The organism is Leifsonia sp. 2TAF2, from assembly GCF_052115085.1.
Classification (GTDB): Bacteria; Actinomycetota; Actinomycetes; order Actinomycetales; family Microbacteriaceae; genus Leifsonia.
On record NZ_JBFRFY010000001.1, the window covers coordinates 725,797 to 748,391 of the forward strand.

The 22,595-nt window shown below is 67.1% G+C and carries 16 protein-coding genes; all 16 read left to right on the forward strand.

Translation table 11 applies throughout. From position 1 onward, the window contains the following. The first annotated feature begins 73 nt into the window (after positions 1-73). Positions 74-3,571: a DNA-directed RNA polymerase subunit beta gene (gene rpoB / locus AB4Z18_RS03495; RefSeq protein ID WP_441781316.1), complete on the forward strand. Its 3,498-nt coding sequence runs from the start codon at positions 74-76 to the stop codon at positions 3,569-3,571. A 47-nt stretch (positions 3,572-3,618) separates the two neighbouring features. Continuing rightward, the gene (rpoC, locus tag AB4Z18_RS03500; protein WP_441781317.1) at positions 3,619-7,494 is read left to right on the forward strand and encodes a DNA-directed RNA polymerase subunit beta'; all 3,876 of its coding nucleotides are present in this window, start codon (positions 3,619-3,621) and stop codon (positions 7,492-7,494) included. A gap of 94 nt (positions 7,495-7,588) precedes the next feature. Beyond that, positions 7,589-7,813 carry a hypothetical protein gene (locus tag AB4Z18_RS03505; protein ID WP_441781318.1) on the forward strand — a complete coding sequence of 75 codons (225 nt, stop codon included), beginning with the start codon at positions 7,589-7,591 and terminating at the stop codon, positions 7,811-7,813. A 264-nt stretch (positions 7,814-8,077) separates the two neighbouring features. Then, complete coding sequence (locus AB4Z18_RS03510; protein ID WP_441781319.1) at positions 8,078-9,739, forward strand: GspE/PulE family protein; 1,662 nt, start codon at positions 8,078-8,080, stop codon at positions 9,737-9,739. Positions 9,740-9,747: 8 nt separating this feature from the next. After that, on the forward strand, positions 9,748-11,352 hold the full coding sequence (locus AB4Z18_RS03515) for a PilT/PilU family type 4a pilus ATPase (protein WP_441781320.1): 1,605 nt from the start codon (positions 9,748-9,750) through the stop codon (positions 11,350-11,352). Further along, entirely contained in the window at positions 11,352-12,581 is a 1,230-nt protein-coding gene (locus AB4Z18_RS03520) for a type II secretion system F family protein (RefSeq protein WP_441781321.1), read from the forward strand. Before AB4Z18_RS03515 ends, AB4Z18_RS03520 begins: the two co-directional genes overlap by 1 nt. Before the next feature lie 176 nt (positions 12,582-12,757). Beyond that, positions 12,758-13,198, forward strand: a complete 441-nt coding sequence (locus tag AB4Z18_RS03525) for a type II secretion system protein (RefSeq protein ID WP_441781322.1) — start codon at positions 12,758-12,760, stop codon at positions 13,196-13,198. Between the two features lie 135 nt (positions 13,199-13,333). Beyond that, positions 13,334-14,731: a type IV pilus modification PilV family protein gene (locus AB4Z18_RS03530; RefSeq protein ID WP_441781323.1), complete on the forward strand. Its 1,398-nt coding sequence runs from the start codon at positions 13,334-13,336 to the stop codon at positions 14,729-14,731. Then, a complete protein-coding gene (locus tag AB4Z18_RS03535; RefSeq protein ID WP_441781324.1) occupies positions 14,728-15,414 on the forward strand; it encodes a PulJ/GspJ family protein in 687 nt (228 codons plus the stop codon). Before AB4Z18_RS03530 ends, AB4Z18_RS03535 begins: the two co-directional genes overlap by 4 nt. Then, complete coding sequence (locus AB4Z18_RS03540) at positions 15,411-17,291, forward strand: hypothetical protein (RefSeq protein ID WP_441781325.1); 1,881 nt, start codon at positions 15,411-15,413, stop codon at positions 17,289-17,291. The genes AB4Z18_RS03535 and AB4Z18_RS03540 overlap by 4 nt, the downstream gene beginning before the upstream one ends. Then, positions 17,288-18,133: a prepilin peptidase gene (locus tag AB4Z18_RS03545; RefSeq protein WP_441781326.1), complete on the forward strand. Its 846-nt coding sequence runs from the start codon at positions 17,288-17,290 to the stop codon at positions 18,131-18,133. The genes AB4Z18_RS03540 and AB4Z18_RS03545 overlap by 4 nt, the downstream gene beginning before the upstream one ends. 31 nt (positions 18,134-18,164) lie before the next feature. After that, positions 18,165-19,214 carry a type IV pilus assembly protein PilM gene (gene pilM / locus AB4Z18_RS03550; RefSeq protein WP_441781327.1) on the forward strand — a complete coding sequence of 350 codons (1,050 nt, stop codon included), beginning with the start codon at positions 18,165-18,167 and terminating at the stop codon, positions 19,212-19,214. After that, entirely contained in the window at positions 19,211-20,068 is an 858-nt protein-coding gene (locus AB4Z18_RS03555) for a hypothetical protein (RefSeq protein WP_441781328.1), read from the forward strand. Before pilM ends, AB4Z18_RS03555 begins: the two co-directional genes overlap by 4 nt. Positions 20,069-20,073: 5 nt before the next feature. Continuing rightward, positions 20,074-20,811, forward strand: a complete 738-nt coding sequence (locus AB4Z18_RS03560) for a hypothetical protein (RefSeq protein ID WP_441781329.1) — start codon at positions 20,074-20,076, stop codon at positions 20,809-20,811. Between the two features lie 91 nt (positions 20,812-20,902). After that, positions 20,903-22,078 carry a hypothetical protein gene (locus AB4Z18_RS03565; RefSeq protein WP_441781330.1) on the forward strand — a complete coding sequence of 392 codons (1,176 nt, stop codon included), beginning with the start codon at positions 20,903-20,905 and terminating at the stop codon, positions 22,076-22,078. A 13-nt stretch (positions 22,079-22,091) separates the two neighbouring features. After that, positions 22,092-22,586, forward strand: coding sequence for a DUF6121 family protein (locus tag AB4Z18_RS03570; protein ID WP_441781331.1), 495 nt, complete (start codon positions 22,092-22,094; stop codon positions 22,584-22,586). Positions 22,587-22,595 lie beyond the last annotated feature (9 nt).

A 22,595-nucleotide genomic window follows, 5' to 3' on the forward strand; every position in this document is an offset into this window, starting at 1 on the left:
ACTGGGAGTTCTCGTCCCGATAACTACACGACCGACAATAACTGGCCCTCACCAGGCCGCGGAGGTTATTTCCTTGGCTGCTGCGCGCAACGCAACCAACACTGACAAGACACCCAAGAACGGACGAGCCGCATCTCGTCTTTCGTTCGCCAAGATCACGGACACTCTCACGGTTCCCGATCTGCTCGCACTGCAGACGGAGAGCTTCGACTGGCTGGTCGGAAACGACGCGTGGAAGGCACGCGTCGCCGAGGCCGAGGAGCAGGGTCGCCAGGATCTGCCCGCCAACACGGGCCTCGAGGAGATCTTCGAGGAGATCTCTCCCATCGAGGACCTCGGCGAGACCATGCAGCTCTCGTTCACGAACCCGTTCCTCGAGGAGAAGAAGTACTCGATCGACGAGTGCAAGGAGAAGGGCAAGACGTACGCTGCCCCGCTCTACGTCGAGGCCGAGTTCATGAACCACCTCACCGGTGAGATCAAGACGCAGACGGTCTTCATGGGCGACTTCCCGCTCATGACCGAGCGCGGAACGTTCATCATCAACGGCACCGAGCGCGTCGTCGTCTCGCAGCTCGTCCGCTCGCCGGGCGTGTACTTCGAGGCCACGGCCGACAAGACGTCCGACAAGGACATCTACTCGGCACGCGTGATCCCGAGCCGTGGTGCATGGCTCGAGTTCGAGATCGACAAGCGCGATCAGGTCGGTGTCCGCATCGACCGCAAGCGCAAGCAGTCGGTCACTGTGTTCCTGAAGGCCCTGGGGCTCACGAGCGAGGAGATCCTCTCCGAGTTCGCCGGCTACCAGTCCATCGAGCTGACCCTCGAGAAGGACGCCATCCTCACCAAGGAGGAGGCCCTCAAGGACATCTACCGCAAGCTCCGTCCGGGCGAGCAGGTCGCTGCCGAGGCCGCGCGTGCGCTGCTCGACAACTTCTACTTCAACCCGAAGCGCTACGACCTCGCCAAGGTCGGCCGTTACAAGATCAACCGCAAGCTCGGCCTCGAGGCCCCGCTGTCGGACTCGGTGCTGACCGTCCAGGACATCATCGCGACGATCAAGTACCTGGTCGCCCTGCACGACGGCCAGACCACGTTCAAGGGCCTCCGGAACGGTGTCGAGACCGACATCCGTCTCGACGTCGACGACATCGACCACTTCGGCAACCGTCGTATCCGCGCCGTCGGCGAGCTCATTCAGAACCAGGTCCGCACCGGTCTGTCCCGCATGGAGCGCGTCGTCCGCGAGCGCATGACCACGCAGGACATCGAGGCGATCACGCCGCAGACCCTGATCAACGTGCGCCCCGTCGTCGCCGCGATCAAGGAGTTCTTCGGAACGTCGCAGCTGTCGCAGTTCATGGACCAGAACAACCCGCTCGCGGGTCTGACCCACAAGCGCCGCCTGTCGGCGCTGGGCCCCGGCGGTCTGAGCCGTGAGCGCGCGGGCGTCGAGGTCCGTGACGTCCACCCGTCGCACTACGGCCGCATGTGCCCGATCGAGACCCCGGAAGGCCCGAACATCGGCCTCATCGGCTCGCTCGCATCGTTCGCGCGGATCAACTCGTTCGGCTTCATCGAGACGCCGTACCGCAAGGTCGTCGCGGGCCGGGTCACCGACCAGATCGACTACCTGACCGCTTCCGAGGAGGACGACTTCGTCGTCGCGCAGGCCAACGCCCCGCTCGACCCGAACGGCCACTTCGTCGAGGAGCGCGTGCTCGCCCGTCAGAAGGGCGGCGAGGTCGACCTGATCCCCGCCGACGAGATCGGCTACATGGACGTCTCCCCGCGCCAGATGGTGTCGGTCGGTACGTCGCTGATCCCCTTCCTCGAGCACGACGACGCCAACCGAGCCCTCATGGGTGCGAACATGCAGCGCCAGGCGGTGCCGCTGCTCCGCTCGGAGAGCCCGGTCGTCGGAACCGGTATGGAGGGCTACGCGGCCATCGACGCCGGTGACGTGGTCACGGCCGACAAGGCCGGAGTCGTCACCGAGGTCTCGGCCGACGCTGTCACCGTCCAGGCGGACGACGGCACGATCAACACCTACTACCTGCGCAAGTTCGACCGCTCCAACCAGGGCACGTCCTACAACCACCGTGTTGTCGTGGACGAGGGCGACCGCATCGAGCAGGGTGAGGTCGTCGCCGATGGTCCCGCGACCGAGAACGGCGAGCTCGCGCTCGGCAAGAACCTGCTGGTCGCGTTCATGCCGTGGGAGGGCCACAACTTCGAGGATGCGATCATCCTCAGCCAGAACCTGGTGAAGGACGACACCCTCTCCTCGATCCACATCGAGGAGTACGAGGTCGACGCCCGCGACACCAAGCTCGGCAAGGAGGAGATCACCCGCGACCTCCCGAACGTCAGCCCGGACCTCCTGGCCGACCTCGACGAGCGCGGCATCATCCGCATCGGCGCCGAGGTGCGCCCCGGCGACATCCTCGTCGGCAAGGTCACGCCGAAGGGCGAGACCGAGCTGTCGGCCGAGGAGCGCCTGCTTCGCGCGATCTTCAACGAGAAGAGCCGCGAGGTGCGCGACACCTCCCTCAAGGTCCCGCACGGCGAAGAGGGCACCGTCATCGGTGTCAAGGTCTTCGACTCGCAGGACGGCGACGACGAGCTCGGCTCCGGCGTGAACCAGCGCGTGGTGGTCTACATCGCCCAGAAGCGAAAGATCACCGCGGGCGACAAGCTCGCCGGCCGTCACGGCAACAAGGGCGTCATCTCCAAGATCCTTCCGGTCGAGGACATGCCGTTCCTCGCCGACGGGACGCCGGTCGATGTCATCCTGAACCCGCTGGGTGTCCCCGGTCGCATGAACTTCGGTCAGGTCCTGGAGATCCACCTCGGGTGGATCGCCCAGAACGGCTGGGAGATCAAGGGCAAGCCGAAGTGGGCCGCAGAGCTCCCCGAGGCCGCCTTCAGCGCCGCTCCCGGCACCAAGGTCGCGACCCCCGTGTTCGACGGTGCGAAGGAGGAGGAGATCGCAGGTCTGCTCGACTCGACGCTCCCGACGCGCGACGGCGACCGCCTGATCGGGTCCTCCGGTAAGACGCAGCTGTTCGACGGCCGCTCCGGCGAGCCGTACCCGGACCCTGTGTCGGTCGGTTACATGTACATCCTGAAGCTGCACCACCTGGTCGACGACAAGATCCACGCCCGTTCGACCGGTCCGTACTCGATGATCACCCAGCAGCCGCTCGGTGGTAAGGCGCAGTTCGGTGGTCAGCGGTTCGGTGAGATGGAGGTGTGGGCCCTCGAGGCCTACGGTGCCGCGTACGCGCTGCAGGAGCTCCTGACCATCAAGTCGGATGACATTCTCGGCCGCGTCAAGGTCTACGAGGCCATCGTCAAGGGTGAGAACATCCAGGAGCCGGGCATCCCGGAGTCCTTCAAGGTCCTCATCAAGGAGATGCAGTCCCTCTGCCTGAACGTGGAGGTGCTCTCGGCCGACGGCCAGACGGTCAGTCTGCGCGACTCGGACGACGAGGCCTTCCGTGCTGCGGAAGAGCTGGGCATCAACATCTCCTCCCGCTTTGAGTCGTCGTCGATCGACGAGATCTAAAGCGGCCACGGACAAACTGACGAATCTTCCACAGGAGAGAAGGAACATTGCTCGAGTCAACAACTTTTGACGAGCTGCGTATCGGCCTGGCCACCGCTGACGACATCCGTCGGTGGAGCTACGGCGAGGTCAAGAAGCCGGAGACCATCAACTACCGGACCCTGAAGCCCGAGAAGGACGGCCTGTTCGGAGAGCAGATCTTCGGACCGTCCCGCGACTGGGAGTGCTCGTGCGGCAAGTACAAGCGCGTCCGGTTCAAGGGCATCGTCTGCGAGCGCTGCGGCGTGGAGGTCACCAAGTCCTCCGTCCGTCGTGAGCGCATGGGCCACATCGAGCTCGCCGCCCCGGTCACGCACATCTGGTACTTCAAGGGTGTGCCCAGCCGTCTCGGCTACCTGCTCGACATGGCGCCGAAGGACCTCGAGAAGGTCATCTACTTCGCCGCGTACATGGTGATCGAGGTGGATGAGGACGGCCGTCACGCCGACCTCCCCGGCCTCGAGAACGAGCTGCGCCTGGAGATCAAGACGCTGTCCGACCAGCGCGACGCCCGCGTCGCCGAGCGTCTGCAGCGCCTCGAGACCGACCTCGCCGCACTGGAGGAGGAGGGCGCGAAGGCCGACCAGAAGCGTCGTGTCAAGGACACGGCGGAGAAGGAGATGGGCCAGATCCGCAAGTCCTTCGACGAGGACATCGCCCGTCTGGAGCGCGTGTGGGAGTCGTTCCGCACCCTCAAGGTCGGCGACCTCAAGCCGGAGGACGCGGACTTCAACGAGCTCCTCGACCGGTACGGCCTCTACTTCGAGGCGTACATGGGTGCCGAGGCGATCAAGCGTCGTCTGCAGGCCTTCGACCTGGCCGCCGAGGCCGAGCTGCTGCGCGATCAGATCGCCAACGGCAAGGGTCAGAAGAAGATCCGCGCGATCAAGCGCCTGCGCGTGGTGTCGTCGTTCCTGGCGACCGGCAACTCGCCGGCCGCGATGGTCCTCGACGTCGTCCCGGTGATCCCGCCGGAGCTGCGCCCGATGGTCCAGCTGGACGGTGGCCGTTTCGCCACCAGCGACCTGAACGACCTGTACCGCCGCGTGATCAACCGCAACAACCGTCTCCGTCGTCTGCTCGATCTCGGCGCCCCCGAGATCATCGTGAACAACGAGAAGCGGATGCTGCAGGAGGCCGTCGACGCGCTGTTCGACAACGGCCGCCGCGGTCGTCCCGTCACGGGTACCGGCAACCGCGCCCTCAAGTCCCTCAGCGACATGCTGAAGGGCAAGCAGGGACGCTTCCGCCAGAACCTGCTCGGAAAGCGCGTGGACTACTCGGGCCGTTCGGTCATCATCGTGGGTCCGCAGCTCAAGCTGCACCAGTGCGGTCTGCCCAAGCAGATGGCGCTGGAGCTGTTCAAGCCGTTCGTCATCAAGCGCCTGATCGACCTGAGCCACGCTCAGAACATCAAGGCCGCGAAGCGGATGGTGGAGCGTTCGCGCCCGCAGGTGTGGGACGTGCTCGAGGAGATCATCCGCGAGCGCCCCGTGCTGCTGAACCGTGCGCCCACCCTGCACCGTCTGGGCATCCAGGCGTTCGAGCCGCAGCTCGTCGAGGGCAAGGCCATCCAGCTTCACCCGCTCGTCTGCGCCGCGTTCAACGCGGACTTCGACGGCGACCAGATGGCTGTGCACCTGCCGCTGTCGGTGGAGGCTCAGGCCGAGGCTCGCATCCTGATGCTCGCCTCGAACAACATCCTGAAGCCGTCGGACGGCCGCCCGGTCACCCTGCCTTCGCAGGACATGATCATCGGTCTGCACCACCTCACCACCGTCCGCGAGGGCGCTGTGGGCGAGGGTCGCGCGTTCTCCTCGGTCTCCGAGGCGATCCTCGCGAAGGACCAGGGTTCGCTGCACCTGAACTCCAAGGTCAAGATCCGTCTGGACAACTACGTGCCGTCGGATGCCGCCGACACGGGTGCCACGCCGATCACCGCCATCGTGGAGACCACCCTCGGCCGCGCTCTCTTCAACGAGACGCTGCCGGCGGACTACCCCTACGTGGAGGAAGTCGCCGACAAGGGCACGATCTCGTCGATCGTGAACGCGCTGGCGGAGCGGTACCCGAAGGTGGAGGTCGCAGCTGCGCTCGACCGGATCAAGGACGCCGGCTTCTACTGGGGCACCCGCTCGGGCGTCACGGTGTCGCTGAGCGACATCCTGACCCCGCCGAACAAGGCGCAGATCGTGGCCGGCTACGAGAAGAAGGCCGCCAAGATCACCTCCGAGTTCGAGAAGGGTCTGACGACCGACCTCGAGCGTCGCCAGGAACTGGTGAAGATCTGGACCGAGGCGACCAACGAGGTCGCCGAGGCCATGCGCGCCAACTTCCCTGCGGACAACACCATCAACCGCATGGTCACCTCCGGTGCCCGTGGTAACTGGCTGCAGGTCCGCAACATCGCCGGTATGCGCGGTCTGGTGAACAACCCGAAGGGTGAGATCATCCCCCGCCCGATCATCTCCTCGTACCGCGAGGGACTGTCGGTGGCGGAGTACTTCATCGCGACGCACGGTGCCCGAAAGGGTCTGGCCGACACGGCCCTCCGTACGGCCGACTCGGGGTACCTGACCCGTCGTCTGGTGGACGTCTCGCAGGATGTCATCATCCGTGAGGACGACTGCGGCACGACCAAGGGTCTCGACCTGCCGATCGCCACGGTCGGTGCGGACGGCACCCTGACCCGCGACCCGAACGTCGAGAACTCGGTGTTCGCTCGTACCCTGGCCGCGGATGCGGTGGGCACGGACGGCTCCGTGGTCGCGAAGGCGGGCGAGGACGTGGGCGACGTGCTCATCGACAAGCTGGTCGCCGCCGGCGTCACCGACATCAAGGTCCGCTCCGTGCTGACCTGCGAGTCGGCGGTCGGCGTCTGCGCCGCCTGCTACGGTCGGTCGCTCGCGACCGGCAAGCTGGTGGACATCGGCGAGGCGGTCGGCATCATCGCCGCCCAGTCGATCGGCGAGCCCGGAACGCAGCTCACCATGCGTACGTTCCACACCGGTGGTTCGGCCTCTGCGGACGACATCACCCAGGGTCTGCCGCGCGTCCAGGAGCTGTTCGAGGCTCGTACCCCCAAGGGTGCGTCCCCGATCGCCGAGGCCGCCGGCCGGATCACCATCGAGGAGACCGACAAGTCCCGCAAGGTGATCCTGACCCCGGACAGCGGCGACGAGCCGCACGTGTACCCGGTGCTGCGCCGTTCGACCCTCCTGGTGGAGGACGGACAGCGCGTCGAGCTCGGACAGCAGCTGATCGTCGGCACCGTCGACCCGAAGGAAGTCCTTCGCGTCAAGGGTGTCCGCGAGGTGCAGAAGCACCTGGTGGGCGGCGTGCAGGGCGTCTACCGCTCGCAGGGTGTGCCGATCCACGACAAGCACATCGAGGTCATCGTCCGCCAGATGCTCCGCAAGGTCACCGTCGTCGACCACGGCGACACCGACCTGCTGCCGGGCGAGCTGGTCGACCGGTCGAAGTACAACGAGATCAACCGCGCTCACCTGCAGGAGGGCAAGAAGACCGCCTCCGCACGTCAGGAGGTCATGGGTATCACCAAGGCCTCGCTGGCGACCGAGTCGTGGCTGTCGGCCGCGTCCTTCCAGGAGACCACCCGCGTCCTGACGCAGGCGGCCATGGAGGGCAAGTCCGACCCGCTGATCGGCCTGAAGGAGAACGTCATCATCGGTAAGCTCATCCCGGCTGGTACCGGCCTGGCGCGCTACCGGAACGTCTCCGTCGAGGCGACCGAGGAGGCAAAGGCGGAGCGGTACCCCAACCGCATCTTCGCCGATGACTCCGCGTTCAGCGAGAGCGACCTGAGCTTCGTCGACTTCGACAGCTTCAGCTCGGACGACTACACCCCGGGCACCTACAACTAAGGTTCCCGTACCAGGAAGGCCCCCGGCTCGCGCCGGGGGCCTTCCTCGTTTCCGTGCGTCCTTCCTCCGGTGCCCGGTCTGGGAGGATGGACGCATGTGGCGTCAGCTCCTCCAGTACACCGACACCGCGGGGCGGGCGATGGTCGGCTTCGCCGCGGTGCTGCTCGTCGTCGCCGTGGTGAGCTTCGCCGTCGGGATCGCCCAGGCGTCCTTCGGGCACGCTGCTGCGACCCTCCCGTTCTGGCTGACGACGATGGGATGCGCGGTCGTGGCGGGCGTGCTGGTGTTCCTGGCGAGCCGCCGGGGCAAGCTGCGCTGAGGCGCGCCCGCCCGGCTGTCCGGTTCGCAGGCATTGCCGCGCGTCGGCGCTCTGGCGACCCGCCGAGCCTTCAGGCGACGATGGACTCACGCCCCGCGAGAGGGTGCCCCCCACCACGGTGGCACCCTCTCGCGGGTCTGTTGTCCTGATCCGCCGCTGCATAGGGTGACAACGCCCAGCCGACCAGGGATTTCTCGCCCCTGACCTGCCGGGTCTGTCGTCCACCCGACCCGTCGGCAGCCGCGTACCCGTAGGAGGTCCCCCGTGGCGTCCATGACCGAGATCCTCATCCTCCACGGCCACCTCCCGATCGAATACCTCGATCGGGTGGCCACGGAGCCGACAGCCGACGAGTCCGTCGTGCGCGAACTCATGTCGCGCGGCGCCATCACGTCCTCGCAGCTGGCGCGCGCCCGCGCCACCCAGGCCGGCCTCCCCTTCGTGGAGCTCTCCGACTACCCGGTCGACCGCGCCGCGGTCGCCCTGATCCCCGGTTCCATCTGCAGGCGCCACACCGTCCTCCCGATCGGCACGGCCGACGGCACGATCATCGTCGCGATGGCCGACCCCGGCAACGTGTTCGCCATCGACGACGTGCGTGCCGCCTCCCGGCTCACCGTCGCGGCGGCTGTGGCAGAGGAGTCCGACCTCCAGGCGGCCATCGACCGGTACATCCGCGCCGACGACGAACTGAGCGACCTGACCTCCACCCTCGAGGAGGAGACGGCCCCGTCGGAGGACACCGCGGTGTCGGAGTCGTCCGACGACGACGCACCGATCGTCCGGTTCGTGAACCTCCTGGTGAGCCAGGCGATCCAGGATCACGCGTCCGACATCCACATCGAGCCGGCCGAGCACGACGTGCGCGTCCGGTACCGCATCGACGGCGTGCTCCATGCCATGCAGTCCGCGCCGAAGAGCATCCAGAACGGCGTCATCTCGCGCCTGAAGATCATGTCGGACATCGACATCGCCGAGCGGCGGAAGCCGCAGGACGGCCGCATGTCGGTCGTCCACGGCGGCCGTCAGATCGACCTCCGTGTCGCCACCCTCCCGACGGTGTGGGGCGAGAAGGTCGTCATGCGCATCCTGGACAACACCAACACCGGCATGACGCTGAGCGACCTCAACCTGCTGGAGCACAACTTCGAGGTCTACCGCGACTCGTACTCGAAGCCGTACGGGATGATCCTCGTCACCGGTCCGACCGGCTCCGGCAAATCGACCACCCTGTATACGACGCTGAACGCCGTCGCGCGCCCCGAGATCAATGTGATCACCGTGGAGGACCCGGTCGAGTACCGGATGCCGGGCATCAACCAGGTGCAGGTCAACCCGAAGGCGGGGCTCACCTTCGCGAGCGCCCTGCGCAGCATCCTGCGCTCGGACCCGGACGTGGTGCTCCTGGGGGAGATCCGCGATCACGAGACCGCTCAGATCGCCATCGAGGCGTCGCTCACCGGCCACCTGGTGCTCTCCACACTGCACACCAACGACGCCCCGAGCGCCGTGACGCGCCTCACGGAGATGGACATCGAGCCCTTCCTCGTCGGCTCCGCTCTGGACTGCGTCGTCGCCCAGCGCCTGGCCCGCCGGCTCTGCGACCGCTGCAAGCAGCCGGGCGTCTACTCGCCCGACGACCTGCGACGGCTGCGGTTCACCATCCCGGAGGAGACGCAGCCGCTGATGTTCGTGCCCATCGGCTGCCCCGCGTGCTCGAACACGGGCTACCGCGGCCGCATCGCCGTGCACGAGGTCATGGCGGTGACCGAGGACATCGAGCGTCTCGCCGTCGAACGCGCATCGAGTGCCGAGATCGGCCGCGCCGCACGCGAGCAGGGCATGCTCACGCTCCGCGAGGACGGCTGGGAGAAGGTCAAGCTCGGCCTGACATCCATCGAAGAGATCCTGAGAGTGGTCGCCTAGGAGGGCACATGACGAACGACGACAGCTGGGGCGGTTTCCCGCCCCCGACGGCCAAGCCGGTCTACGAGATCCCGGTGACCCCACCGGGAGCCGCAGCCGGGGGATGGACGCCGGGGCCGGGGACGCCGCTGAGCGCGCCGCCGGTCTGGGCGCCGCCGGTGGATGCGGTGCCGGCTTTACCGGTGCCCGCCGTGGATGCGACGCCGCCTGTCGTGAATGCGGCGCCACCCGTCGTGGACGCGGCACCGCCGCTCTTGGCACCGGCACCGTTGTACCCGGTGCCACCCGTCCCCGCCCCGGACGTCCTGGCTGCGCCGCTGGCGCCCGAACCGGTGAGGAGGCTGATCCCCGAGGGCCGCCGTGCCGCCGCTCCCATGCCGGAGGCGATCGCTGCGGAGGCGGTCGCCCGTGCCGCCGAGGCGGCCATCGACGAGACCCTCACCCAGCCGGAACGGGAGGCACTGCAGAAGGCCGACAAGGCCCTCGTCGCCGCCCTCCACGAGGTGGTGTTCCAGAAAGCGTCGGACCTCCACATCACCGTGGGTGCAGCCCCGACGATTCGCGTCGACGGTGCACTCCGACCGGCCGGCAGCACGGAGGCGTGGAACCACGACCGCACGCGGGAAGCGCTCTTGAGCCTCCTCGACGAGCGGCAGCTGCGCGTCTTCGAAGAGGAGCACGAGCTGGACTTCGCCTTCACCATCTCGGCGAACTCCCGCTTCCGCGTCAACCTCTACCAGCAGCGCGGTTCCTACGGCGGCGCATTCCGTCTCATCCCCACCGAGATCAAGCAGCTGGATGCTCTTGGCGTGCCGGACACCGTCGCCCAGTTCGCGCAGCTCCCGCGCGGTCTGGTCCTCGTGACGGGCCCAACCGGTTCAGGCAAGTCCACGACGCTGGCGGCGCTCATCGACCTGGTTAATAGCACCCGGTCCGACCACATCGTGACCGTCGAGGACCCCATCGAGTTCATGCACGTGCACAAGAAGTCGATCGTCAACCAGCGCGAGGTCGGCTACGACACGCACAGCTTCAACAACGCGCTCAAACACGTCCTCCGTCAGGACCCGGACGTGATCCTCATCGGCGAGCTCCGCGACCTCGAGACCATTTCGGTCGCGCTGACCGCCGCAGAGACCGGTCACCTCGTCTTCGCGACCCTGCACACGCAGGACGCGCCCCAGACCATCGACCGCGTCATCGACGTCTTCCCGCCGCACCAGCAGGACCAGGTTCGCGCGCAGCTCGCCGGAACGTTGCAGGGCGTCGTCTCGCAGACGCTCATCAAGCGTGCGAGCGGCAAGGGCCGGGTGGTGGCGACGGAGATCCTGATGATGACGCCGGCCATCGCCAACGTCGTCCGTGAAGGCAAGACGTATCAGATCGCGTCGATGATGCAGGCCGGCCGCGAGTCCGGGATGCGCACGATGGACCAGCACCTCGCCGAGCTCGTGAACGCGGGCGTCATCACACGTCGCGCAGCGATCGAGAAGGCGCACGACGTCGAGGGGCTCACCCGGCTCATCCAACGCGTCGAGTCGCCCGCAGAGAGCTCCGTGATGGGGATCGGGCCCGACTTCGGCGACAGCTACTCCGGAACGGTCGTGCGCTGATGCCGGTCACCACCGCGTACGCGTACAAGGGGCGCGATGCGAACGGCAAGATCGTCAAGGGCCGCGTGGATGCGTCCAGCGAGGCCGCAGTCGCCTCGCGGTTGCGCACGATGGGTCTGTCGCCGGTAGCCATTTCCGAAGCGGCCGCAGGCACCGGCCTGAACCGGGAGATCACGTTCGGCGGAGGCTCGGGCGTCAAGCTCAAAGACCTCGCGATCATGAGCCGCCAGATGGCGACGATGATCGGCGCGGGCTTGTCCCTCCTGCGGACGCTGAACATCCTGGCCGAGCAGTCGGCGAACAAGAAGCTCCAGACAGTGCTCGCGGATGTGCGTGACCAGGTCGAAAGCGGCACCGCCATATCCGATGCGATGCGCAGGCATGCTCAGGTTTTCCCGCCGCTGATGATCAACATGGTTCGCGCCGGAGAGACCGGCGGCTTCCTCGATGGCGCGTTGGAGGCCGTGGCCGAGAACTTCGAGAAGGAGGTCAAGCTTCGCGGGGCGATCAAGTCGGCGATGACCTACCCGGTCATCGTCCTGCTGATGTCGCTGCTCGGCGTGCTCGCCATGCTGATCTTCATCGTGCCCGTCTTCGAGAAGATGTTCGCCGGACTCGGGAAGCAGCTTCCGCTGCCAACACAACTCCTCGTGGAGTTGTCCCACGCGATGGTTTACGTCGGGCCGATCCTTGCGGTGCTCCTGATCGCCTTCGCGATCTGGTGGCCGCGACACAAGAACGACGAGTCCGTGCGGCGACGCCTGGACCCGTTCAAGCTCCGGATGCCTGTGTTCGGCCCGCTGATCAAGAAGATCGCGATCGCGCGCTTCAGCCGCAACTTCGCCAACATGATCTCGGCCGGCGTCCCGATCCTGCAGGCCCTGCGGATCGTGGGTGAGACCAGTGGCAACTGGGTGATCGAGAGATCGCTTCTCGAGGTCGCAGAGGGCGTGCGTCAGGGTGAGTCCATCGCGACCCCGCTGAGCAAGCAGACCGTCTTCCCCTCGATGGTGACCCAGATGGTCGCGGTCGGAGAGGATGCCGGCTCGCTCGAGACCATGCTGGACAAGATCGCCGACTTCTACGAGCAAGAGGTCGAGTCGACGACCGAGCAGCTCACCTCGCTCATCGAACCTCTGATGATCGCGTTCCTCGGTGTCGTCATCGGTGGCATGGTCATCGCCCTCTACCTGCCCATCTTCGGCATCGCCGGTGCCATCGGCGGGTGACCCTCCGCCGGGGGCCACCGGCCCGCAATCGCCCCTGTACTGGGGTCGGGAAAGCAGTGAAAACCCCTCTGACGGGGGATATTTCTCCTAATCGCCTGAGAAATATGGTCATCCCCGTAGCGGCATTCGCTGGTCGCTCACCCCGCATCATTCCACCCGACCGATTGGATATCGCAATGTACTTCCGTCTCATGGGCAAGCTGAACGCTCGCCGCCAGGGGCTGCTCGAAGAGGACGAGAAGGGCTTCACCCTGATCGAGCTCCTCGTGGTGGTCATCATCATCGGCATCCTCGCCGCCATCGCCATCCCGATCTACATCGGGGTCCAGAACAACGCCAAGGACTCGGCCACCAAGTCCGACCTCGCGAACGCCAAGACGGCGTACGTGGCGTACTACACCGACAAAGGTTCAGGCTCGACGGTGACCGCCCCGACTCTCAGCACCAACACCACCACGGGTCTCGGCAACTACGGCTTCACCAGCAGCGAGACGACGTCGGCCTGGTCCCTGAAGTCCGGTTCGACCGCAACCACATTCTGCATCTCGGCCGCCAGCCCGAACGGGACGTTCAACGTTACCGATTCGACCGGACCGGCCTCCGGAGCATGTCAGTAGTTCTCGACTAGTCCTCGCCTGCGGGGCGTCGCACCAGCGGCGCCCCGCACGCGTTTCCGCTCCATCGTCTCCACCAGCTCCACTTCCCCCAACACAGGAAACCACCCCACGGACCCGACCACGGAGGTGATCCCCATGAACGTACAAGACCGCATCGAACGCACGCGTGACGCCCGCGACCGGGGGTTCACCCTCATCGAGGTCCTGGTCGCCATGATGGTCTTCGGCGTCCTCTCCGTTCTCGTCGCCTACCTGCTGACGACCGCCATGACGCTCACCCGCACCAGCCGGTCGAGCGAGGTGGCCGCCAATCTGGCGGCTCAGGCGATCGACAAAGCCCGTTCAGCCACCGACGTCTTCACTGTCGTGAGCGGCGCGACCACCACGACGGTGGATGGGACCACCTACACGGTCACCCGCGCAGCCGGCTGGTTGACGAACACCGGCGCTGCATCCGACTGCGGCACATCCGGACTCCTCCAGAACAAGACCCTCAATGTCTCGGTCACCTGGTCCGGGATGCGATCGGGCGCCACGCCCGTGCAGGCCAGTACCCTCCTCGCTCCCGCGGGCCCTATCAACGACCCGTCAACGGGCACGATAATCATCCACGCCCGTGGAGCCGACGGCTCGGGCGTCGGGGGAGTGCCCATCGCGGTCGCTCCCGACAGCACCGTCTCGCCTAACACGGCGACTACCGTCAGCCCGGCGCCTCCCGCCACGGACATCGACGGCTGCAGCTACATCCTCAAGGTGATCCCGGGGACCTACGTGGTCACCATCGGAGCCGCGGGCGACGGCCGGATCAGCACCGATCAGAAGAACCCGATCAAGCTGAGCGTCCCGGTGACGGCGGGGCAGTCGTCGGTGATCGACAAGCAATACGACTCGGCGGCGACGCCCAAGCTCACCCTGTCACCGGGCGCGCCGGCGAACACCATGTTTCCCACCAATCTTCCGGTCACCTACCTGCCCCAGGGCGACCCGTACACGGTGCAAGTGGTCAAGACAACAGTTGCGAACGTCACCACGACGTCCACCCCGCTGTTCCCCTTCGCGTCGGGCTATCAAGCGTTCGCGGGCACGTACGTCGCGGTCGGCACCTCGGGCGGAAGTCCGGTGTGCCTCTCCTCCAACCCGTCGAAGTGGGTGATCCCGAATGCGACCGGCCACGTGGGCCAGCTCCAGGACCCCCCGATCGCCGTTGATCCAGGCTCGACGGGCATTGTCCCCATGCCGCGCGTCACCATCACCACCTCCAGTAAGTGGCTCGTCGCGGTGAATGCCGTGTCGACGACTCCCGGCGATCCGGGCTGCACGGCGACCGGCCTGCGACTGAACTTCGCACAGTCGGGCGGCAACTCGGCGATCATCGCGCTTCCCTACGGCAGCTGGAAGCTCTACGCCCTGAGCAACCAGAACGACTCGCTCACTACGTCCGCCCTCGTCGACTCCTCGAAGATCGCCCTTCCGGCCGGAAGCCCGGCATTCACCGGCTCGAACATCTTCACGCTCGATCCGAGGCTGCCGTGATCCGCCTGGCGCGCAGCCTGCGCGCCCGTGCACGCGTGTCCGCTGATGCGGGACTCTCGCTGATCGAACTGCTCGTCGCGATAGCGCTCACCACCGTGGTGACGGGACTCGCCGTGTCCCTGTTCGCGATCGGGACCCACAGCGTGAGTCTCGCGCAGTCGGTCGACGGTGGCACCCGTCAGGCATCCAACGGGATGAATCAGCTCGCGCGCATGCTGCGTGCGGCCACCCCCGATCCGCTGGCCAATCCTCCGGTGGGCACTCCGCAGAACGACCCGGCGATCATCTCCGCGTCCGCGCAGGCCATCACGTTCTACGCCTACGTGAACCTGAGTGGGGGCGAAGCGCCGGTCAAGGTCACCTATCAGGTCGTGGGCGGGGTCCTCCAGGAGTGGCAGTACGCCGCCACGACGACCACTGCCGGCGTCAATGGGCATTGGGACTTCGCCACTGCCGCCACGTCTACGCGCGCGCTCTGCAATTCGATCCCGGCAAGTACAGCCGTCTTCCGCTACTTCAACAAGGTGGGGACCGAACTCCTCCCGGCCACTTTTACCGACGCGACATCACGCGGAGCGATCACCTCCGTCCAGGTCACCATCACCATTCAGCCGACTGGTGCCGCGAGCGCCGTGACGCTGACCAACACCATCGGTATGGCCAACATCGGAGCAGGATCATGATGTCCACCCGAGGCCGCCTGCGGCTGACTCTCCGACTACGCCACCTCCGGGCGACGCGCGACCGCGGGGTCGCCCTGTCCCTGGTCGTCGGTATCGGCGCTGTCCTGCTCCTGCTCGTGGCGACGACGATGGCGTTCTCCGTCTCCGGGATCGTGCGTTCGAACCACGACGCGGACTGGGACGCGGCCATGTCGGCCGCTTTCGCCGGGATAGGCGAGTACCAGGGGCGCCTCACCAACGACCCGAGCTATCAGCAGTGGGGCAATCCCGGTGCCCCGTTCACCAGGGCGAACAACTCGCAGGGTACGGTGACGCTCCCCACTGGGACGAACGCCAACCCGGCGTTCGAGATCGCCGAGGGCGGCCGATGGGCCAGTGTTCCTCTCACTGACGGCCTCCCGGCGAACGCGTCGTACCGCTACGAGATCGACAACTCGAAGTACGCCAGCAACGGCGTGCTGCATATCCGGTCGACCGGTCGCGTCGACAACGTGACCCGCAGCGTCGTCGCGAACATCAAGCAGACCGGCTTCACCAACTACGTCTACTTCACCGACTACGAAGAACTGGACCCCGCCCTCAACTCAGGAGGCTGCCCGAAGACGCGCGCCTGGGAGGATCCGACACGACCGGCCGGTTGCATCATCAACTTCGTCGCCGGTGACACCTTCGATGGTCAGGTGCACTCCAACGACACCCTCAACATCTGCGGCGGAACCTTCAAGCAGAAGGTCACAACCGCGAACCCCAACCGCAATTCGTCCGGGAACCTGTATACGCAGACGAACTGCTCGGGTACGCCCGTCTTCACCGCCGGTGCACCGGCGAACGCCGCGCTCATCACCATGCCGCCCGTCCAGGCGCAGCTCGATCAGGTGCGGACCGACATCCCGGCGAAGGTGCCGCTGCCTGGATGCCTGTACACGGGTCCGACGAAGATCACGTTCACCGTGTCCGGGACCACCGCGTACATGACCGTCATGTCACCGTGGACCCGGTTCACTCAGCTCAGCCCTACAGCGACGGTGAAGGCCTCGAGCCCTGCTTTCTGCGGGACCCCGGGCGACCCCACCAAGTCGCTGACCGCAAACGCGAACACGCTGTCCGGCGCGGCGGGCCAGACCATCGCGATCGGCCCGGCGTCGCAGCTCTACAACAACCTGATCTACGTGCAGAGCCTCCCCACGGCCGCCGGCGACCCGAACTACTGGCTGTCGACCGACGCACCCAACAACAAGACCTTCAGCTGCGGCACCGGCAACGGCTTGGGGTTCCCGGTCGCCAACGAGGTCGTCTCCTCGTACGCCCCCTACAACTGCCGTGCCGGCGATGTTTTTGTGCAGGGCACCATGCACAGCAGCGTGACGATCAGCGCAGATCACTTCGCCTGGATCACCGGCAAGCTCACCTACAAGGACCCGGCCGCCGACATGCTCGGTCTCGTCGGTGCCGGCGCCGTCTGGGTGTGGGACCCACAGGTCTGCACGAACCCGACGCCGTACCCTACCGCCGCGAACCCTCGCTGCTTCTCGAGTTCGGATTACCTGACCTGGGAGGCGACGTCGTCCAGCGGGAATTGCGCCCGCACGATCAACGCCGCGATCCTCTCCAACGACCACAGCTTCGAGGTGCAGAACTACAGCACGGCTGACTTCGCCGGATACCTCTGCGTGACCGGGTCCATCGCTCAGGAGTTCCGGGGCCCGGTCGGTACGGGATCCGGCTCCAGCGGCTTCCTGAAGCGGTACAGCTATGACACGCGCCTCCTGAATTCGCCACCGCCCAAGTTCCCGACCCCGCGGACGACCTCGTACGACGTGTCCACCGAGATCGAGGTCAAGACCGCGTTCGCGCCGACGGGAGCGCCACTCTCATGACCGCACCTCTTCTTCTCATGGGCGTCGGCTTCCTCGGGGTGTTCGGCGCACTGATCGGCTCCTTCCTGAACGTCGTCGTCTACCGTGTGCCCGCCGGCCGCTCGATCGTCTTCCCGCCGAGCGCCTGCGGCGGGTGCGGCACGGAAATCAAGCCCTATGACAACATCCCGGTCTTATCCTGGCTCGCGCTGCGCGGACGGTGCCGTTTCTGTCGCACTCGGATCTCGATTCGGTATCCGCTGGTGGAGGCCGCCACCGCTCTCGCGTTCGTCGGGGTCGCCTGGTGGTTCTGGGCCGGGCCTGAGGCTCCGGTGGACCGCACAGGATGGTCGCTCACAGCTGGGGTCATCCAGGTGGTCGCCTTCCTCTACCTCGCTGCGATCAGCATCGTGCTGGCTCTCATCGACATCGACACGCATCGCCTGCCCAATGCTGTCGTGCTGCCTTCCTACCTCGTCGGTGCCGTGCTGCTCGGCACAGCGTGTGTGCTGACGGGCGACTGGAGCGCCCTCCTTGGGACGGCGATCGGCGGGGCTGCGCTGTTCCTGCTGTACCTCGTACTCGCCCTCGTCTACCCCGGCGGGATGGGCTTCGGCGACGTCAAGCTGGCGGGCGTGCTCGGGATGTTCCTCGGCTACCTGGGCTGGGGGCCGCTCGTGGTCGGCGGCTTCGGCGCCTTCGTGCTCGGCGGGGTGTTCTCGCTCGCGCTCGTCCTCGCCCGGCGTGCGGGCCGAGGAAGCGGCATACCGTTCGGTCCATGGATGCTGGCCGGGACCTGGCTCGGCATCCTGGCCGGGCCGGCCATCTGGGACGCCTACCTGGCGCTCCTCGGACTTTCGTGAAGACAACTCACCAGAAGAAAAGGAGGACGGGATGGCGCGAAGCATCGTCGGCATCGACTTCGGCAGCACGTCAATACGTGCGGTGGAACTCGGTGACCCGCAGAAGCCGAGACCGACTCTCCTGCGCCACGCGGAGGTGCCCCTGCCCGACGGCGCGGCGAGCCGTGGTGAAGTGCTCGAACCCAACACGGTCGCAGCAAGCCTCCGCCGGCTGTGGCAGCAGGGTGATTTCACGAGCAAAGAGGTCGTGCTCGGGATGGGTAACCAGCGGGTGCTCGCCCGCGAACTGACCGTGCCTCGCATGTCGCAGACGAGGATTCGTGAGAGCCTGCCGTTCCACGTGCAGGACATGCTCCCGGTCCCCGTCGCGGACGCGCTTCTCGATTTCTACCCGATCTCCGAGGAGACCGGCGACTCCGGTCCCGTAGTGAACGGCCTGCTGGTCGCGGCTGTCAAGGAGGCCGTGCTGAACAACGTCAAAGCGACGACCCTGGCGGGGCTCACGGCGGTGGATGTCGACCTCCTCCCGTTCGCGGTGGCACGCTCCCTGGTCACGCGCGCCGGCCGAACAGGGACCGTCGCCCTCGTCGACATCGGCGCGAACACGACGAGCGTGGTGATCCTCACCGATGACGTCCCCCAATTCGTCCGGATCATCCCGGCGGGTGGTGCCGAATTGACGCAGGCACTGTGCGCCGGGCTCGAGGTGAACGCCGGGGAGGCCGAACGGATCAAGGCGACGGTCGGCCTTGCCCGCCAGGTCTCCAGCCACGAAGAACAGCAAGCGGTCGAGATCATCTACCGGGTCACCGGCGAGCTCCTCACGAGCCTGCGCAACACGATCAGCTACTTCGTCAACACGCGCCCCACCACCCCGGTCGGAGACATCGTCCTGACCGGTGGGGGAGCGCAGCTCGCCGGGCTGGCCGACGCGTTGAGCGAGATGACCCGACTACCGGCCGTCCTCGGCGACCCATTCCATGGTGTCGGACTCTCTCGTCGCCTCGACGCCCAGATCCTTCGGCAGAAAACTCCGACGCTGGCCGCAGCGATCGGTCTGGCATTCAGGAGAGCAGCATGAGTCTCACCGCACGGCGTCCGAGCGACGCCGAAACCGAGGGTTCCGAACCGGCCACTGCCGCGCGGGGTCGAAAGGGAACGAAGTCCACAACGGCTAACACAGCGTCCACGACGCAGAAGCCCTCGCGGACGAAGAAGTCCTCGAAGGCCGAGAAGACCTCACGAGGAGGATCGTCCACCGTCGCGGCCGAGGCTTCGTCCTCGAAACGCGAAGCACTCGCGATCGGGGCCGAGCCGCGTGTCGACTTCCTCCCGCCCGAGGTACGGGCGGAGCGACGCAACGCCCGCACGCGTCGTGCATTCGGCTGGGGCGTTCTTGCCGTCCTGCTCATCGTCCTGGTCGCGGCAGGTGGAGCTTTCGGTCTCAACGTCGTGTCGCAGGCGCAGTTGCTCACCGCGCGGAGCGAGACGGCATCCCTGCTCGCTCAGCAACGGCAATTCGCACCGGTGCGCGAGTTGAAGAAACAGGTGGCGCTCGCCCAAGCAGCGCAGCAGACGGGCGCATCCACCGAGATCGACTGGAAGGGGTTCCTTGATCAGGTTGGAGCCGCTCAGCCGGCCGGGCTCGCGATTTCCTCGGTGGCCGTCGACTCGATCTCCCCCTTGGCCCTGTATCAGCAGTCGGCAGATCCCCTGCAAGGTCCGCGCGTCGCCACCGTGACGATCGTGGGTGTGAGCGCTGCGCTGCCGAACGTTCCGGCCTGGGTGGTCCAGCTTCAGAAGATCCCAGGCGTGGCGGACGTTGTGCCCGGCACCGTCACCCTCGACGAAGTGAACAACGTTTACAAGTCGACGGTGACGATCCATCTGTCCGACAGCCTCTACAGCAAGCGCTTCGACACGAAGGGTAAGTGAACGCGATGGACAAGACGCGTCTCTGGATCATCGGTTCCGTCCTCGCGATGGTGGTCGTTGCAGCGATCGGCTGGGTGCTCGGCATCCAGCCGCAGCTCGACCAGTCCGCGGCGGCGGACGCTCAGACCGCTCAGGTGAACACGACCAATGCGGCCAACCAGGCGGTCCTGACGAAATTGAAGCAGGAGAGCGCCGAACTGCCGGCTCTGAAGGAACAACTCGCAGCCCTGGGCACTTCTGTTCCCGCGGTCGCCCAGACGCCAGCATTCGCCGACGAACTGACGGCCTTCGCCGCAGCGAACGGTGTCACGATCACCGGCTGGCAGATGACGGACGCGCAGCGCTTCGTGCCGCCGGTCGCCCCCGCCGCCCCGGCGCCTCCGGCGACTGCCGCAGGCGGGTCGACCTCGACGCCCGCACCCACCTCGACGCCCACCCCGACGGCGGCGCAGACGGCAGCCCCCGCACCCACTCCGGCGCCGTCAGCGGTGCCCGGCATGCCCCCCGCGGCGAGTCCCCTGCTGAACGACCAGAACTTCACCGTCATCCCCATCTCCGTGTCGGTGCGGGGCGAGTACGCGAACATCGTGGCGTTCGTGGCTGCTGCGCAGAAGTCACAGCGCCTGTTCATGGTGAACAGCGTGAACATCGGCCCGGCCGCGAACGGACCAGGATTCGACGGAAAGGTGGGAGGTCTCGTCTACGTCCTCGGTTCCTCCACAGAGGAGGTCGCGGCCAAGTAGCGCACGGCCCCGGTCCCGCCTCCCTGGACACGGCGGTCCCCGTTGCTACAGTGGGGCGCGACGGGCCCGCCGGGCCGATGGAGGAGCCACGATGAGCGACACGCCGGACGCGCCGAAGCGCGCGACCTACGAGCCGGGGCCGGAAGCCGATCGAGCTGACGCCGATCAGGGCGCCGGCGAGCAGGTGGCCCCCGCGACGGCTCCTGCCGCGTCGGCCGCCGCCGAGCCGCAGGACACCGGGCCGCAGGTCGTGGAGCCGCCGTCGAACCCCGTCTCCGCCCGCGGCCACATCAACAGCCCGGCAGAGGATGCGGAGGCGGCTGCCGCCGTCCCCGCCGCCGTCCCCGCCGCTGCAGCCGAGCCGGCGCGCCCCGCCGCCATCGCGGAGCCGGAGCCCGTCGTGTCGAGCGAGGACGACGTCGCTGCCGCGGTCGCTCGGTCGAGCGCTGAGCCCGGCGCGAGCGCCGGCGGCGACGCGACAGTCGACACGGCATCTCCGGTCGAGTCCGCCACGCCCGTCATCGTTGCGGCCGAGGCAGCCAACCTGAGCCAGGCGAACACCGCCACCTCCGCGTACGGCACCGCACCGGCAGGCGAAGGGATCGCGACCGCGGCCACCGCAGGTGCCGCAACGGCAGCCGCGGTTCCCGCGCCCGGCCCGCAGCCAGTCGCCCCGATCTACCTGCAACGCCCCGAGCCGCCCAAGAAGAAGAGCAACCGCGGTGTCGGCATCCTGATCGCCCTCGTCGGCACGATCGCGTTCGCGGTCCTGTGGGCGGCTGCGGTGCTGATCGTCGGCTCCCTGCTGACACCCAGCGACGAGTTCCTACCCGCGCTGCAGCAGTTCTTCACCGGCGGCGTCGCCTTCGGCCTCCGGGGCTGGGCGCCCATACTGGCGTTCTTCATCGGGATGGTCGTGCTCATCCAGATCCTGAACCGCGCTCGCTGGTGGGCGTACATCCTCGGCGGACTGTTCGTCGCGGTCTTCGTCTACTTCGTCTACATCGGCGCCAACCTGATCGACGCGGAGTACTGGCGACGCACGCCCGACGAGTTCGCGGTGCTGCTGCGCAGCGCTTGGGTGAACCCGTTCGCGGTTCTCGCTGGGGTCATCGCCCGCGAGATCTCGATCTGGACGGGCGCGTGGCTCGCCGCGCGCGGCCGCAAGCTGAAGGCGCGCAACGCCGAAGCCCAGGCGGACTACGAGCAGCAGGTGGCGGACGCCCAGAACCAGGCGGTCACCGCCTACACGCAACAGGGTTACTGACCGGCGGCGATCCATGCGTGATGAGCGCGCGTACGCCACCGTCGTCGCCTTCTTCGCGGCGGGGCTGTACGCCGCGCTCGTCGTCGCCGCCTTCGGGCTGATCTCGCTCGCGGCGGAGACGGATGTGGTGACCGACCCCGCCGTCGGCCCTCTCGTGGGCCCGGTGATGGTCGTCGCGGCGACCCTGATGCTGCTCGTCTTCCTCATCGTGCTCGGGACGCGCGTCCCCGGCGATCGTCAGAAGGTGTCGCCGGGCGTGGCGTTCGGCGTCGGCGTCGCCTGCTACGCGGTGTTCATCGCCGCGGGCGGGATCGCCGGAGCGCTCGGCCACCCCGGCGACCCGCTGCACTATGTCCTGTTCGCGCTCGGGGAGCTCCTCCGCTGGCCGGCGATCACAGCCGGGGTGCTGGCGTTCCTCGTCACCCTGCTCTACCAGCTCGTGCTGGTCGGCCGGTTCCGCCAGCGCGGCCGCCCCCGCTGGCCGTGGGAGCAGGAGGACGGCGAGTAGGCGGACGGC